This is a genomic window from Nocardioides sp. T2.26MG-1, assembly GCF_950101795.1.
Taxonomy (GTDB): domain Bacteria; phylum Actinomycetota; class Actinomycetes; order Propionibacteriales; family Nocardioidaceae; genus Nocardioides.
Genome location: NZ_CATNLZ010000012.1, coordinates 292224 through 305522, shown reverse-complemented (window position 1 = coordinate 305522; position 13299 = coordinate 292224). Strand labels below are relative to the sequence as shown.

At 74.0% G+C, this 13299-nt stretch carries 17 protein-coding genes; 11 read left to right on the top strand and 6 right to left on the bottom strand.

Features of this window, described 5'->3' with window-relative positions; genetic code table 11:
- Positions 1-77 precede the first annotated feature (77 nt).
- Positions 78-881, bottom strand: a complete 804-nt coding sequence (locus tag QQZ14_RS11250; RefSeq protein WP_284534369.1) for an enoyl-CoA hydratase-related protein — start codon at positions 879-881, stop codon at positions 78-80.
- Between the two features lie 17 nt (positions 882-898).
- Positions 899-1675 (bottom strand): PaaX family transcriptional regulator, encoded by a 777-nt coding sequence (locus tag QQZ14_RS11245; RefSeq protein WP_284534367.1) that lies wholly within the window; start codon positions 1673-1675, stop codon positions 899-901.
- A 143-nt stretch (positions 1676-1818) separates the two neighbouring features.
- Between QQZ14_RS11245 and QQZ14_RS11240 the strand changes: the two genes are divergently transcribed.
- From QQZ14_RS11240 to QQZ14_RS11230, 3 genes are read left to right on the top strand one after another with little or no spacing between them, the layout of a single operon-like run.
- Complete coding sequence (locus QQZ14_RS11240; RefSeq protein WP_082574674.1) at positions 1819-1986, top strand: DUF3117 domain-containing protein; 168 nt, start codon at positions 1819-1821, stop codon at positions 1984-1986.
- A gap of 5 nt (positions 1987-1991) precedes the next feature.
- On the top strand, positions 1992-3587 hold the full coding sequence (locus QQZ14_RS11235; protein WP_284534365.1) for a leucyl aminopeptidase: 1596 nt from the start codon (positions 1992-1994) through the stop codon (positions 3585-3587).
- Entirely contained in the window at positions 3584-3928 is a 345-nt protein-coding gene (locus QQZ14_RS11230; protein ID WP_284534364.1) for a hypothetical protein, read from the top strand. The genes QQZ14_RS11235 and QQZ14_RS11230 overlap by 4 nt, the downstream gene beginning before the upstream one ends.
- A gap of 55 nt (positions 3929-3983) precedes the next feature.
- On the opposite strand, the gene QQZ14_RS11225 is transcribed toward QQZ14_RS11230, so the two are convergent.
- Positions 3984-4667, bottom strand: coding sequence for an O-methyltransferase (locus tag QQZ14_RS11225; protein WP_284534363.1), 684 nt, complete (start codon positions 4665-4667; stop codon positions 3984-3986).
- 106 nt (positions 4668-4773) lie between these two features.
- Between QQZ14_RS11225 and sigE the strand changes: the two genes are divergently transcribed.
- Genes sigE through QQZ14_RS11210 form a run of 3 tightly spaced genes read left to right on the top strand, consistent with a single transcriptional unit; the run spans position 4774 to position 7319 of the window.
- Positions 4774-5463, top strand: coding sequence for an RNA polymerase sigma factor SigE (sigE, locus tag QQZ14_RS11220; protein WP_284534362.1), 690 nt, complete (start codon positions 4774-4776; stop codon positions 5461-5463).
- The gene (locus QQZ14_RS11215) at positions 5460-5954 is read left to right on the top strand and encodes a zf-HC2 domain-containing protein (protein WP_284534361.1); all 495 of its coding nucleotides are present in this window, start codon (positions 5460-5462) and stop codon (positions 5952-5954) included. The genes sigE and QQZ14_RS11215 overlap by 4 nt, the downstream gene beginning before the upstream one ends.
- A gap of 51 nt (positions 5955-6005) precedes the next feature.
- Complete coding sequence (locus QQZ14_RS11210; RefSeq protein ID WP_284534360.1) at positions 6006-7319, top strand: S1C family serine protease; 1314 nt, start codon at positions 6006-6008, stop codon at positions 7317-7319.
- A gap of 108 nt (positions 7320-7427) precedes the next feature.
- On the opposite strand, the gene QQZ14_RS11205 is transcribed toward QQZ14_RS11210, so the two are convergent.
- Positions 7428-7676 carry a helix-turn-helix domain-containing protein gene (locus QQZ14_RS11205; RefSeq protein WP_284534359.1) on the bottom strand — a complete coding sequence of 83 codons (249 nt, stop codon included), beginning with the start codon at positions 7674-7676 and terminating at the stop codon, positions 7428-7430.
- Positions 7677-7774: 98 nt separating this feature from the next.
- Between QQZ14_RS11205 and QQZ14_RS11200 the strand changes: the two genes are divergently transcribed.
- From QQZ14_RS11200 to QQZ14_RS11190, 3 genes are read left to right on the top strand one after another with little or no spacing between them, the layout of a single operon-like run.
- On the top strand, positions 7775-8446 hold the full coding sequence (locus QQZ14_RS11200) for a hypothetical protein (RefSeq protein WP_284534358.1): 672 nt from the start codon (positions 7775-7777) through the stop codon (positions 8444-8446).
- Positions 8447-8448: 2 nt separating this feature from the next.
- On the top strand, positions 8449-8721 hold the full coding sequence (locus QQZ14_RS11195) for a hypothetical protein (protein WP_284534357.1): 273 nt from the start codon (positions 8449-8451) through the stop codon (positions 8719-8721).
- A complete protein-coding gene (locus tag QQZ14_RS11190) occupies positions 8715-9674 on the top strand; it encodes an AAA family ATPase (protein ID WP_284534356.1) in 960 nt (319 codons plus the stop codon). Before QQZ14_RS11195 ends, QQZ14_RS11190 begins: the two co-directional genes overlap by 7 nt.
- Here the strand turns inward: QQZ14_RS11190 and QQZ14_RS11185 are convergent.
- Both QQZ14_RS11185 and QQZ14_RS11180 read right to left on the bottom strand, forming a co-directional pair.
- Positions 9653-10981 (bottom strand): hypothetical protein, encoded by a 1329-nt coding sequence (locus QQZ14_RS11185; protein WP_284534354.1) that lies wholly within the window; start codon positions 10979-10981, stop codon positions 9653-9655. The genes QQZ14_RS11190 and QQZ14_RS11185 overlap by 22 nt on opposite strands.
- A 30-nt stretch (positions 10982-11011) precedes the next feature.
- The gene (locus QQZ14_RS11180) at positions 11012-11404 is read right to left on the bottom strand and encodes a hypothetical protein (RefSeq protein ID WP_284534353.1); all 393 of its coding nucleotides are present in this window, start codon (positions 11402-11404) and stop codon (positions 11012-11014) included.
- An 81-nt stretch (positions 11405-11485) separates the two neighbouring features.
- Here QQZ14_RS11180 and QQZ14_RS11175 point away from each other — a divergent pair, with 81 nt between their 5' ends.
- Complete coding sequence (locus tag QQZ14_RS11175; RefSeq protein WP_284534352.1) at positions 11486-12937, top strand: WS/DGAT/MGAT family O-acyltransferase; 1452 nt, start codon at positions 11486-11488, stop codon at positions 12935-12937.
- Entirely contained in the window at positions 12934-13287 is a 354-nt protein-coding gene (locus QQZ14_RS11170; protein ID WP_284534351.1) for a DUF6912 family protein, read from the top strand. Before QQZ14_RS11175 ends, QQZ14_RS11170 begins: the two co-directional genes overlap by 4 nt.
- Positions 13288-13299: the final 12 nt, after the last annotated feature.

Here is a 13299-nt window from a genome sequence, read left to right as displayed (position 1 = left end):
CGACCTCCTTCGTCGGTCGCGGGCCTGCTCGACCTCCCTGAGCCCACGGAGCGAGCTCGTCCCTCGCTCGCTCCTGCTCAGTGACCTCGGAACACCGGCTTCTCCTTCGCCACGAACGCCGCGACCGCGGCCCGGTGGTCGGCGGTGGCGCCGGTCCGCTGCATCATCGCGCTCTCGAGCTCGAGCGACTCCTCGAACGAGTGCCCGGCGGCGTACGCCACCGACTGCCGGATCGCCCCCAGCGCGACCGTGGGGCCGGCGGCGAGCCGCGCGGCCAGGTCGCCGACCTCGGCCATCAGGTCGGCGGCGGGCACCACGCGGGTGGCGAGGCCGAGCTCGAGGGCGTCGGCGGCCGGCACCGTGCTCGGGAAGTAGAGCAGCTCGAGCGCCTTCGCCCGGCCCACCAGGCGCTGGAGGTGATAGCTGGCGCCGGTGTCGCAGGAGAGCGCGACGTTCGCGAACGCCAGGTTGAAGCCGGCGGTGTCGGCCACGATCCGCAGGTCGCAGGCGAACGCCAGGCTCGCGCCGGCGCCCGCGGCGACGCCGTTGACCGCGGCGATCACCGGCTTGGCCATGCCCGCCAGGGCCGTGACGATCGGGTTGTAGTGCTTGTCGACGGTCGTGAACAGCAGGTCGCTCCCGCCGTTCTCGAGCAGCTCGATGTGCTCCTTGAGGTCCTGGCCCGTGCAGAACGCCCGGCCGCTGCCGGTGAGGACCACGCAGCGGACCGCGGGGTCGTCGGCGACGGCGCGGACCGTGTCGAGCAGCAGCTCCTTGGTCGCGATGTCGAGGCTGTTGTAGGCGTCGGGCCGGTTCAGCGTGATGGTGCCGACGCCGTCGGCGACGTCGAGGAGGACGGACGGCTGGAGGGGCTCGGTCATGGCGGCATCCTGTCAGGTCAGTTGCCGAGGCAGCGCGCGACGAAGCGGTCCGCGCCCGGCTTGAGCCGGTCGGCCTCCGCGGCGAACAGCTGCGCGGCCGCCCGGCCCGGCCAGTCGGCGGGCAGCAGCGCCGCGGGGAGGTCGGGGTCGGCGAACAGGAACTTGCGCCACTCGTGCACGAGGTGGAACCGCGCCGCGAACGCCGCCTCGTCGGGGTCGTCGTGGGCCGCCAGGTGCTGGGCGACCAGGTCGCCGGACGCCTCGAGCCAGCCGTCGTAGGCGCTCCGCAGCGCGTCGAGGTCCCAGGCGCCGGTCGGTGGCGGGTCGAAGTGGTCCGCCCGGGCGGTGCTGGCCGTCGCGCTCTCGCGCTCGAGCACCGAGGCCAGCTCGGTGCGGCCGTACGGGCTGACCCACACGTTGTCGGCGAGCTCGGCGTACCCGATGAACGTCAGCCCCGCGCGCAGCCGCGACCGCGCGGCCCGGCTGGCGGGCGGCGCGACGAACGCCAGGTGCCAGCGGCCGTCCCAGTCGTGGACGTCACGGCGGTAGACCCGGTTGCCGGTCTCGTCGAGGCGGCGGTTGGCGCGCGGGGTCGTGCGGTAGCCGCGCCCGCCGCCGATCTGGACTGGCTCGAGCCAGCCCTGCATGACCATCCGGGAGATCGCGGTGCGCACCGCCGGGCCGGCGATGCCGACCGGGTCGAGCAGCCGCACCAGGGCCGCCACGGGCGCCTCGCTGCCGCGGGCGCGCAGGTGATCGCCGTACACGTCGAAGAGCGCCGAGCGGGCCTGCATGGCTGGAGTCTGCCAGCCCCGTTCGGGCGCTGCCGGTGGGCTGTGCTCCGCGTCACCGTCCGATAGGGGATAATGGTCCACGCGTACGGCGCAGCCGGGCCCCTCGGAGGCCTGCTGCCACATCACAACAGGAAGGTGCGCGGATGGCGGCGATGAAGCCGCGGACGGGCGACGGTCCGCTGGAGGTCACCAAGGAAGGACGCGGCATCGTGATGCGCGTCCCGCTCGAAGGCGGTGGTCGCCTGGTTGTCGAGCTGAACGCCGAGGAGGCCGGCGCTCTCGGAGATGCCCTCAAGGACGTCGTCGGCTGACCCCGGTGCCCCCGACTCCCTCCTCGGCCCGCTCGTCGGCTCCCTCATCGGCGGGGACCCCGACCCTTCCCAGCCAGGTCTCGCCACCAGAGTTCGCCGTCAGCGCGGCGCTGCCGCACGCCGTCCTCGGGGTCGAGGTGGCGGCGCTGCCGGTGCTCCCCGGTGACGCCGACGGCGACGCGCTGGTGCTCGGTCCGGGGGCGGCCGAGGCGGGCGAGCTGCTCGGCATCGACCTGCTCGCCGTCCTCGAGGACGACGGCGCCACCGGCGAGGCGGGCGAGGTCACCTCGGTGCCCGTCCCGCTCGGCGCGCCCGACAACGCCGAGCTGCGCCGGGTGCTGCTGGTCGGCGTCGGGCAGCAGACGCCGGAGGACCTGCGCCGGGCCGGCGCCGCCGTGGCGAGGGCCACGCGCGACCGCGCCTCGGTCGCGACCACCGTGCCCGCGATCAGCTCCGACGAGGGGCTCGAGGCGTTCGTCGTGGGCGCCATGCTCGGCTCGTTCGCGTTCCACTGGCGCTCCGGCCCGCCCCCGCACCGGCCCGTCGCCCGGGTGGTGCTCGCCGGCCTGAGCGACCCCCAGCGGGTCGCGCCCGTGCTGGACCGGGCCGTCGCCGTGGGCGGCGCGGGGTGGCGCTCCCGGATGCTCGCCACGGTCCCGTCGAACCTGAAGAACCCGCCCTGGCTCGCCGCCCAGGCCGAGGCGATCGCCCGTAAGAGCGGGCTCGAGGTCACGGTCTGGGACGAGCAGCGGCTCGCCGACGAGGGCTTCGGCGGCCTGCTGGCCGTCGGGCGGGCCTCGGCCACGCCGCCCCGCCTGATCCGCCTCGACTACACGCCGCGCACGGCGGGACGCCGTACCCCCACCGTCGCGCTGGTCGGCAAGGGCATCACGTTCGACACCGGCGGGCTGTCGATCAAGCCCGGCGAGGCGATGGTCAACATGAAGCGCGACATGACCGGTGGCGCGGTCGTGATGGCCACGATGGCGGCGCTGCGCGACGTCGGCTGCCCGGTGCGTGTGGTCGGGCTCGTCGTCGCGGCCGAGAACGCCGTCGGCGGCGACGCGATGCGTCCCGGTGACGTGATCCGCCACTACGGCGGGCGGACCACCGAGGTCACCAACACCGACGCCGAGGGCCGGCTCGTGCTCGCCGACGGCCTCGCGTACGCCGTCGCCGAGGTCAAGCCGGACGTCGTGGTCGACGTCGCGACGCTGACCGGCGCGATGAAGGTCGCGCTCGGCCAGCAGGTCGGCGGGTTCTTCGCCAACGACGACGCGCTCGCCGCCAGCCTGCAGGCCGCGGCCGAGCGGGCCGGCGAGCCCCTGTGGCGGATGCCGCTCACGGCCGCCTACGAGGCCAAGCTGTCCTCGACGGTCGCCGACGCCGACAACGCCCCCAGTGGCCCCGGCGCGATCATCGCGGCGCTGTTCCTCCAGCACTTCGCCGGCGACGTCCCGTGGGCGCACCTCGACGTCGCGTCGGTCGGCGACGCGCCGGACGAGAGCCATGAGTGGACCACCGGGCCGACCGGCTTCGGCGCCCGGGCCCTGCTGCAGTGGCTGGGCTCCGACCACCCCCTCGAAGGAGTCGGGTCATGAACGGCCTCACCGTCCGCTGGTCCCTCGCGTCCGCTCCCGCCGGCGTCGAGGAGCAGCTCGCGTCGTACGTCGCGGACACCTCCCACGCCCGGTTCACCGGCATGGAGGGGCTGCGGTTCAAGACGTGGCGCTGCCGGCCGGCGGAGTGGTTCGAGGGCTGCTACGTCTTCGAGACCGACGCCGCGCGGGCGGAGTTCCAGCGCGCGTTCACGCAGACCGCCGCCGAGTCTCCCGGGTCGCAGATCGTCGGCAGCCCGCCGATCCTGATCGAGGCCTGCGAGATCGTCGCCGTCGCCGAGGGTGGCGGCGGGTTCCTGGCCGCGTCTCGGGATCGCTCCTAGGCCGGACGTCAGACGTCGTGGTAGCGGTTGGCGCGCGGGCTGCAGGCCTGCGACGTCAGGCCTCGGGGTTCCACTCCTTCTTGGCGACCAGCAGGCCGTCGCCGACGGGCAGCAGCACCGAGACCAGGTCGTCGTGCTCGGCGACCTGGCGGCCGAGCTCGCGGATCGCCACGGTCTCCTCGTCGCGCTGGGCCGGGTCGGCGACCCGGTCGTGCCACAGGGCGTTGTCGAACGCGACGACCCCGCCGGGGCGCAGCAGCCGCAGCGCCTCCTTGAGGTAGGCGGAGTACTCCGTCTTGTCGCCGTCGCAGAACACCAGGTCGTAGTGGCCGTCGGTGAGGCGGGGGAGTACGTCGAGGGCCGCGCCGGAGATCGTGCGGGCCCGCTGGCTCGGGATGCCGGCCTCGGTGAACGACTGGCGGGCCAGGCGCTGGTGCTCGGCCTCGATGTCGACGGTGGTGAGGACGCCGTCGGAGCGCATGCCGCGCAGCAACCAGAGGCCGGAGACGCCGGTGCCGGTGCCGATCTCGACGACCGCCCGGGCGTCGAGGACCGAGGCGAGGAAGCGCAGTGCCGCGCCGCCACCCGAGCCGATCGGGGCGACCCCGACCTCCTCGGCGCGCGACCGGGCCGCGGCCAGGACGTCATCCTCGGCGACGTAGGCCTCGGCGTAGGACCAACTCGCGGACTTGAGCGGCGTGGTGATGGTGTCCTCCTGGGGCTGGTCGAACGAGGCCACCGTATCGCGATCGGCGGGAACGCAGCGGGACCCGCGCGCGTTGTCAAGGATGAGGTTGCCGACGAGACAGCAGCCTCACAGGTTTCTCTCAGCAGGTGTCTCTACCGTGTGGAAGGACAAGACGCTGTTCCCCCAGGCACGCAAGCGCCAGCACCCCGCCGAGGAGGCATCCATGGACACTCCGGTGCCCCCGGCTTCCGACGGGTCCAGTGACGGGACCGTCGAGGTCCTCCCGTCGTGGGAGGAGATCGTCGAGCAGCACTCCGACCGCGTCTTCCGCCTCGCCTACCGGCTGACCGGCAACCGGCACGACGCCGAGGACCTCACCCAGGAGGTCTTCGTCCGGGTGTTCCGGTCGCTGTCGACGTACACGCCGGGCACCTTCGAGGGCTGGCTGCACCGCATCACCACCAACCTCTTCCTCGACGGCGCCCGCCGCAAGCAGCGGATCCGCTTCGACGCGCTCTCCGACGAGCGCGCCGACCGGCTCACCAGCAGCTCGCCGTCGCCCGACGTGGCGTACGCCGACCGCACCTTCGACGACGACATCGAGCGTGCGCTCGCGACGCTGCCGCCCGACTTCCGCGCCGCGGTCGTGCTCTGCGACGTCGAGGGGCTGACCTACGAGGAGATCGCCGAGATCCTTGGCGCCAAGCTCGGCACCGTCCGCTCCCGCATCCACCGCGGCCGCTCGATGCTGCGCACCGCGCTCGCGCACCGCGCCCCGACCTCCGGCCGGGTGCGGTATGCCGGCCCCGCGGGCGGCCAGCTGATCCCCGGCTGGGGCAAGTCGTGATCGGCCACCTGGGCTCCCGGGCCAGCGCCCTGCTCGACGGCCAGCTCTCCCCCGAGGAGACCGAGCGCGCGTGGGACCACGTGCACACCTGCCACACGTGCCGCGACCTCGTGGAGCGCGAGGGGTGGGTCAAGACCCGGCTCGCCGGGCTCTCCTTCGAGGTCGCCACGCCCTCGACCCCGTCGTGGCTCAAGGGCTCGATCATCGACGCGTCCGGGTCCTGCCCGGTCGGCGGCTACCTGAGGATGCCCGGGCCGATCTCGGCCCCGGGCGACCACCGCCGCCGCAACCTCGGTCTCGCCGCCCTGGGCGGGAGTGCCGTCGGCGCCGCCGTGATGGGGGTCCTGGTCTTCGGGGTCGCCCCCGCGGACGCGCCCTCGATCGACCGTCGTCCGCCGGTCAGCTCGATCACCAACACCGACGCCCCGCGCACCCCGAGCCCGACCACCCCGGTCGCCCAGATCACCCGCGGCACCCGGCAGACCCGCTAGCGCCGGTGGCCCGGCGGGCGTGGATTTCGCCCGACCGGACAAGATAGGGCTGTGACGCAGGACGAGCCCCGCGACGACGAGCCGACGCAGCCCCTCACGGCCGCGCGTCCCGCGACGCCACCACCCACGTGGGTGCCGCCGATGACCCAGTCGCCGCCGCACCGGTGGGCCGGGCTGCCGCCGACGCCGTACGCCGGGCAGCAGCCGTTCGGTCCGCCGTTCGGTCCGCCCGCCGGTCCGCCGCCGCGGCACGCCGTCCCGCGCGGCCGGGTGCCCGGCTGGCTGTGGCCGGTCGTCTGCGTGCTCGCGCTCACCCTCGGGGTGGCCGGGGGAGCGCTCGGCGGCCTGGTCTACGAGCGGGCCACCGACGACGGGCCGGGCACGGTGAGCAGCGGGCTCTCCGGGGTCGACACGGTGTCCGAGGCCCCGTTGACCGCCGACAACGGGTCGATCGAGGCGGTCGCGGCCCGGCTGCTGCCGAGCACCGTGCAGATCTCCGCGGAGTACGAAGGCCAGAAGGGCGGGGCGACCGGCTCGGGGTTCGTGCTCGACCGGCAGGGCCACGTGATCACCAACAACCACGTCGTCGCCGACGCCGACGAGTCCAACGGTCCGATCGAGATCGTCGACCAGGACGGCAACCGCTACTCCGCGACCGTCGTGGGCCGCAGCTCGGTCTACGACCTGGCGGTCCTCTACTCCGACGAGGCGCGCGGCCTGACTCCCGCCTCGCTCGGCGCCTCGCAGGAGCTCCGGGTCGGTGAGGGCGTCGTGGCGATCGGCTCGCCGTTGGGGCTGAGCTCGACGGTCACCGCCGGCATCGTCAGCGCGCTGCACCGGCCGGTCACCACGGGTGACGCCGGCAACGACTCCTCCTACATCAACGCCGTGCAGACCGACGCGGCGATCAACCCGGGCAACTCCGGCGGCCCGCTGGTCAACCTGCGCGGCCAGGTCGTGGGGGTCAACTCCGCGATCGCCACCACCGGAGGCGGCATCGGCGGCGAGGCCGGCAACATCGGCGTCGGCTTCGCGATCCCGATCGAGCAGGTCCGGATCACCGCCGACCAGATCCTGCGCACCGGCGAGGCCCGCTACCCCGTGATCGGCGCCCAGGTGCAGACCGGCCAGAACGACGGCAAGGGCGCCGAGATCGACGAGGTCATGCCCGACACGCCCGCCGACGAGGGCGGGCTGCGCAAGGGCGACGTGATCGTCGAGGTCGAGGGCGAGCGGGTCACCGACGGCATCGCGCTGATCGTCGCGATCCGGTCGCACCAGCCCGGCGAGACCGTCGAGTTCACGATCGTGCGCGACGGCAACGAGAGGACGATCACCCTGAAGCTCGGTGCCGAGACTGGTTGAGCCCTGGCCGGTCCCTGTGCGGTACTCCCTGACGATCGGGCCCTTTGGGAGCGCTCCCATGGGGCCCGATCGTCAGGGAGTACCCCACCGCGCCGGTGGGAAGACCCGTCAGGCGTCGGCGTCGGAGCGCGCGTCCGACTCGACGTAGGGGTGCTCGTCGACGAACGTCTTGGTCTCGGCGTACATCCGCTGGATGAACTCCTCGAGCTGGGCCGACTCGACCCGCCACTGGCCCCGGCCGCCGATCTTGATCGCCGGGAGGTCGCCGCGCCGGACCAGCGCGTAGACCTGCGCGCTGGAGGTGTTCAGCACCTCGGCGACGTCGGCGAGCGTGAGGAAGCGGGGAGTGCCGGCCATGTGCTCATGGTCGCACCTCGGGTCCCCGGGTCGACCGCGACCCGGGCCGCCTGTGGATGACGGGTTTCGGATCGCGGACGGCGGGCCATGATGTGCGCGTGACCCGGAGGCCGGCACAGCGAGCCGCGACCGGGACCGTCGCCCCGGTCCCGCCGGCGACGCGCGCCTCCCGCCCCGGCTGGCGCGACCCGCGGCTGTGGCTGGGCGTGCTGATCGTCGCCGTCTCGGTGGTGGCCGGCGCCCGGCTGCTGGCCGCCGCCGACGACACGGTCGCCGTGTGGGCGGTCGCCGCCGACGCCGGCCCGGGTGCGCAGCTGAGCGCCGGCGACCTGGTCGCCCACCGGGTCCGGTTCGCCGACGGCGACGACCTGGGCCGCTACTTCTCCGTCGAGGACGAGCTGCCCGGCGACCTGCGGCTGGTGCGCGGGGTGAGCGCCGGCGAGCTGCTCCCGCGGGCCGCGATCGGCGACGCCGAGGCGGACGCCGACACCGTCGAGCTCCCCGTCGCGATCGACGCCGAGCAGGTGCCGGGCTCGGTGCAGGCCGGGTCCGTGGTCAGCGTCTACCTCCTCGGGGGCCGCCGCGACGCCGGCGTCCCGCCGCTCGAGGACGTCACCGTGGTCGACGCTCCGGCCCTCGAGACCACATTCGGGGCCACCACCGGCCGCCGCCAGCTGGTCCTGGCGGTCCCCGAGGCCGCCGCGGCGGCGTTCCTCGACGCGCTCGGCCGCGTCGACGACCCCCTGCTGACCGTGACCCGCCGGGACTGACCGTGGCCGACCGTGCGCTCGTGCTGATCGTCGCGTCCGGCGCCGCCTGGGAGCCGGACGCGCTGCGCCTGCTCGGCGACCATCCCGGCATCGTGGTGCTCAAGCGCTGCGTCGACGTCGACGACCTGCTCGCCGCCGCGACGGCCGGGCAGGCCGACGTGGCGGTCCTCGGGCTCGACGCGCCCGGGCTCGACCGCGGCGCGGTCGACCTGCTCCGCAAGCACGGCGTCCGGCCCGTGGCCATCGCGCCCGGATCGGCGTCCACCGGGTGGTGACCGACGACGACCTCGGCACGCTGCCCGCCGCGGTGCTCGCCGAGGAGTCCCCGGGCACCGCCGTCCGGCCGCCCACCCCGCCCGGGCTCGGGCCGCCGCCGAGCGGGCCGCCGATCGGGCCCCCGGCCGAGGCACCGGTCGAGGTGCCGGTCCCGGGGCGGGTGGTCGTCGTCTGGGGGCCGGCCGGCGCGCCCGGGCGCACCACGGTCGCGACCGCGCTCGCGGCCGAGTCCGCCCGCCGGCGCCGGCGTACGGTCCTGGTCGACGCCGACCCGTACGGCGGCGCCGTGGCCCAGCAGCTCGGCATCCTCGACGAGGTCTCGGGGCTGCTCGCCGCCGCGCGCCTGGCGTCGTCGGGGCAGCTCGAGGAGCGGTTCGCGTCCGTGCAGCGCGGCATCGACGCGCACCTGAGCGTGGTCACCGGCCTGCCCCGCGGCGACCGCTGGGTGGAGGTGCGCGCGGGGGCGCTCGAGCACCTGCTGGAGGTGGGTCGCGACCGGGCCGAGGTCGTGGTCGACACCGGGTTCAGCCTCGAGGACGAGGGCGTCCCCGAGCTGGGCACCCGGCCCGGTCGCAACCAGATGACGCTCGGTGCGCTCGAGGTCGCCGACGAGGTGGTCGTCGTGGGCAGTGCCGACCCGGTCGGGCTCTCGCGGCTCGCCCGCGGCCTGGTCGAGCTGCGTGACGCCACCGGCGGCCGGCCGGTGCACGTGGTGGTCAACCGGATGCGGGCCACGCTCGGCTGGTCCGAGCGCGACGTCGCCGGCATGGTGAGCGGCTTCGCCCGGCTCGCCGGCCTGCACTTCCTCCCCGACGACCAAGCCACGGTCGACCGGGCGCTGGTCACCGGCCGCACGCTCGTGGAGGTCGGCGACTCGCCGCTCAGCCGGGCGGTCGGCCGGCTCGCCGACGCCCTCGCGCCGGCCGGCGCTCAGGCCGCGAACAGCAGGTAGAGCCCGCCCACGGTGAAGGCCACCATCGCGAACAGCAGCGGCAGCTGACCGGTCAGCTGGTGCCGCGGCGGCAGGATCCGGATCGCCCGGTCGTGCGCCGCGATCACCCCGAGCACGTGGCCGGCCACCACGGCGACCACCTTGAGGTTCGCCAGGAACGTCGGGTGGTAGGCCAGCCAGTACCACGGGTCCAGGTTCGCGGTGCCGAGGTAGTTGCTGCCGTCGCTGAACGGGTCGCTCGCCTGGATCAGCGTGAGCTGGCCGACCTCGACGAGGTAGCGCAGGTAGTGGGCGACGATGTAGCCCACGATGATCGGCACCACCGAGTGGGCGAGCAGGTTCGGCAGCTCGCCGCGGCGCAGCTCGTCCCCGAGGCCGGTCAGCACGCACCCCAGCGTGAACACCAGCCCGACGCCCACGCAGAACGCCACCAGCGCGACGTTGTCGAGCAGGTACGTCGAGATGTCGGTGTCCTGCACGAACGAGAGCCAGCGGGTGGAGTCCTTGAAGGAGTCGAACGCCGTGCTGCCGAACAGCACGGCCACCACCGCCACCATCCCGGGGCGCACCGGGGTGGCGTCGAGGTTCGCGAGCGGGCTGCGCACGACGAGCAGGTCGCCCCGCCGGCCCCACACCGAGAGCCGTGAGACGAGCGTGGAGTAGACCTCGAACGGGTCGGTGCGCTCGTAGAACGTGTTGCCGAACAGCGCGCCGCCCACGAGCATCACCGCGACGTACGCCGCGCACCACAGCCGGACCGGTCCGAGCTCGGTGGAGAACGGGTAGACGAGCTCCATCCACACGAACGCGAACAGCCCGAGGGCGGCCGGCCAGTAGCCGAGCCGTTCGGGGTAGACGAACAGGCCACGATCCGGGTCGCTGCCGGAGACCTTCGCGAAGGCCAGGTTGATCGTGCGGACCGGGCTGATCGCCTTCCACACCGGGCCCAGCAGCAGCGAGAGCGGCACCAGGCCGACCCACCACCACACGTAGAAGATGCCGAAGATCGGGTTGATCACCACGTCCTTGCCGAGCACGGCGACCATCGCGGCGTAGAGGAACACCACGAAGCCGAGCGCGCGGCACGTGACCCGCCACCCGGCGGAGTCGACGATCCTGCTCAGCAGCGCCGGCGCCGGCCGGCCGCTCGTGGCGGCGTCGTACCGCGGCGTGCGCCAGGCGACCGCGAGCACCGTGAACGAGACCACGAGCGCCGCGCTGGCGCCGGCGATCGCCAGCTCGGGCGAGATCGGGAGGTCCTTGGCGCCGCCGATCCCGTGGGCCAGGGTGATGCCGTCGGGGGACACCTCAGCGCCCCGCAGGCGCGGACCAGGTCCTCATCGGACCTCGAGCTGCACGATGACCTTCTCCAGCTCGTGCGACTCGACGTCGACCGTGCCCGGCTTGTCGATGCCCTCGATGGTCAGGGTGCTCGTGCCGGCCTCGTAGTCGAGCTCCTGCTCCGGGGTGGAGTGCACGTGGATCGTGCCCGGCGCGTCCGAGGTCACGTCGAGCTCGACCTGCTGCCCGACGGCGACCTCGACCCGCTCGCCGTTGGGGGTGACGCTCTCGCCCTCGATCGTGACCTCGATGACCTTGGGACCGGTGTCCGCCTCCTTCGGAGAGTCACTGCCGCCGCATGCGGTGAGCGCGGGGAGGGAACACAGGAGTACGGCCAGGCAGGCCACGGTACGGCGCATCGTCCAGTCCTTCTGCTCGGGCTGCGTCAACGTCTGTAACGTCTGTCAGAATCGCACGGCCGGCGAACGGCCGGGACGCCACCCCCCTGCGGGTGCGACGAAAGGGACCCCATGACCGAGAGGCTCCGTCCGCGCGACGTGGCCATCCTGGCCGAGGAGTCACCGTCGACGCCGATGCACAACGCGACCGTCGAGATCTTCGACCCGGGCCAGTCCGGATTCGACTACGCCCACCTGGTGCAGCTGGTGCAGGACCGCATCTCGTTCGTGCCGCGCTACCGTCAGCGGATCCTTCCGGTGCCCGGGCGGATGGCCAACCCCGTGTGGATCGACGACGACCACTTCGACATCGGCTACCACGTACGCCGCTCCGCGCTGCCCCGGCCGGGCAGCCTCGACCAGCTCCGCGACCTGGTGTCCCGGATCGTGTCGCGGCCGCTGGACCGCAGCCGGCCGCTGTGGGAGATGTACTTCATCGAGGGCCTCGCCGACGGCCAGGTCGCGATCCTCTCCAAGTCCCACCAGGTGCTGGTCGATGGCATCGAGACCGTCGACCTGGGCCAGGTGCTGCTCGACAAGTCGCCCGAGCCCAAGGAGCTCGGTGCCGACGGCTGGCGCGCCCGCAGCCGGCCCTCACCGCTCTCGCTGATGGCCGGGGCGGTGCGCGAGTCCCTGACCGAGCCCGAGACCGCGATCGACACGGTCCGCACCACGACCGGCACGGCGCTGCGCGGCCTCGCCGCCACCGCCCGCTCCACGGGCCGCGTGATCGACGCGCTGGCGAACCGCACGCCCAGTGGCGACTCCCCGATCATCGGCCCGCTGTCGCAGCAGCGCCGGGTGGTCGTCGTCCGCACCGACCTCGCGGACTACCGCAAGGTCCGCGACGCGCACGGCGGCACCGTCAACGACGTCGTCCTCGCGACGGTCACCGGCGCGCTCCGGGCCTGGTTGATGACCCGCGGGGAGTCGATGCGTGGCATCCGCCAGGTGCGGGCGATGGTGCCGATCTCGGTGATCGACGACGAGCTCGAGGCGACCTCGCTCGGCAGCCAGATCGCGGCCCACTTCGTCGACCTGCCGGTGTGGGAGGCCAGCCCGGTGGTGCGCCTGCACCAGGTGTCCTACTCCTTCCAGGCGCACAAGGAGACCGGCCGCGCGGTCGCGGCGAGCCGGATCGCCAGCATCTCCGGCTTCGCGCCGGCCACCTTCCACGCGGTGGGCTCGCGGGTGGCCGCGGTCGAGCGCCGCCGGGGCTACCAGCTCAGCGTCACCAACGTGCCGGGGCCGCAGGCGCCGCTGTACGCCGCCGGTGCGCGGATGGTCGCGACCTACCCCGTGCCGCCGCTGCTCGAGGGGCATCCGCTGGCGATCGGCGTGACGTCGTACGACGGCCACGTCTACTACGGCCTCACCGCGGACCGCGACATGCTGCCCGACGCGGACCTGCTCGGCCCCTGCGTGCGGGACGCCCTCGACGAGCTCGTCGACTCCGCGTCCGGTGGCCGCGCGCGGGTGCCGCGGGGCCGCCGCGGGCGCAAGACTCCCGAGGAGAAGCCGTGAGCGTCCGCGTCTACCTGCCGACCACGATCGACCGGCTCCGCGCGGAGCACGCCGAGGGCGCCTTCGCGGTCACCGACGACCTCGTGGTGGTCGACGCGACCGAGGACGACGAGGAGGCGGAGTACGCCGCGCTGATGACAGCCGCCGACGCGTCGGCGACCATGCTGGACGGCCCGGGCCGGCGGGTCGTGGTCGTCGCCGAGCTCGAGGCGGAGCCGCAGGCCGGCTGGACGGTCCCGCTCAAGCGCGTGGTCGCCGTCCACGCCGACACCGAGGACCGGCCGGCCGACGCCGACCCCGACGACGACCTCGGCTGGTTCGCCACCCAGGAGATCCCGCACCTGATCTGAGTTGACCCGCCC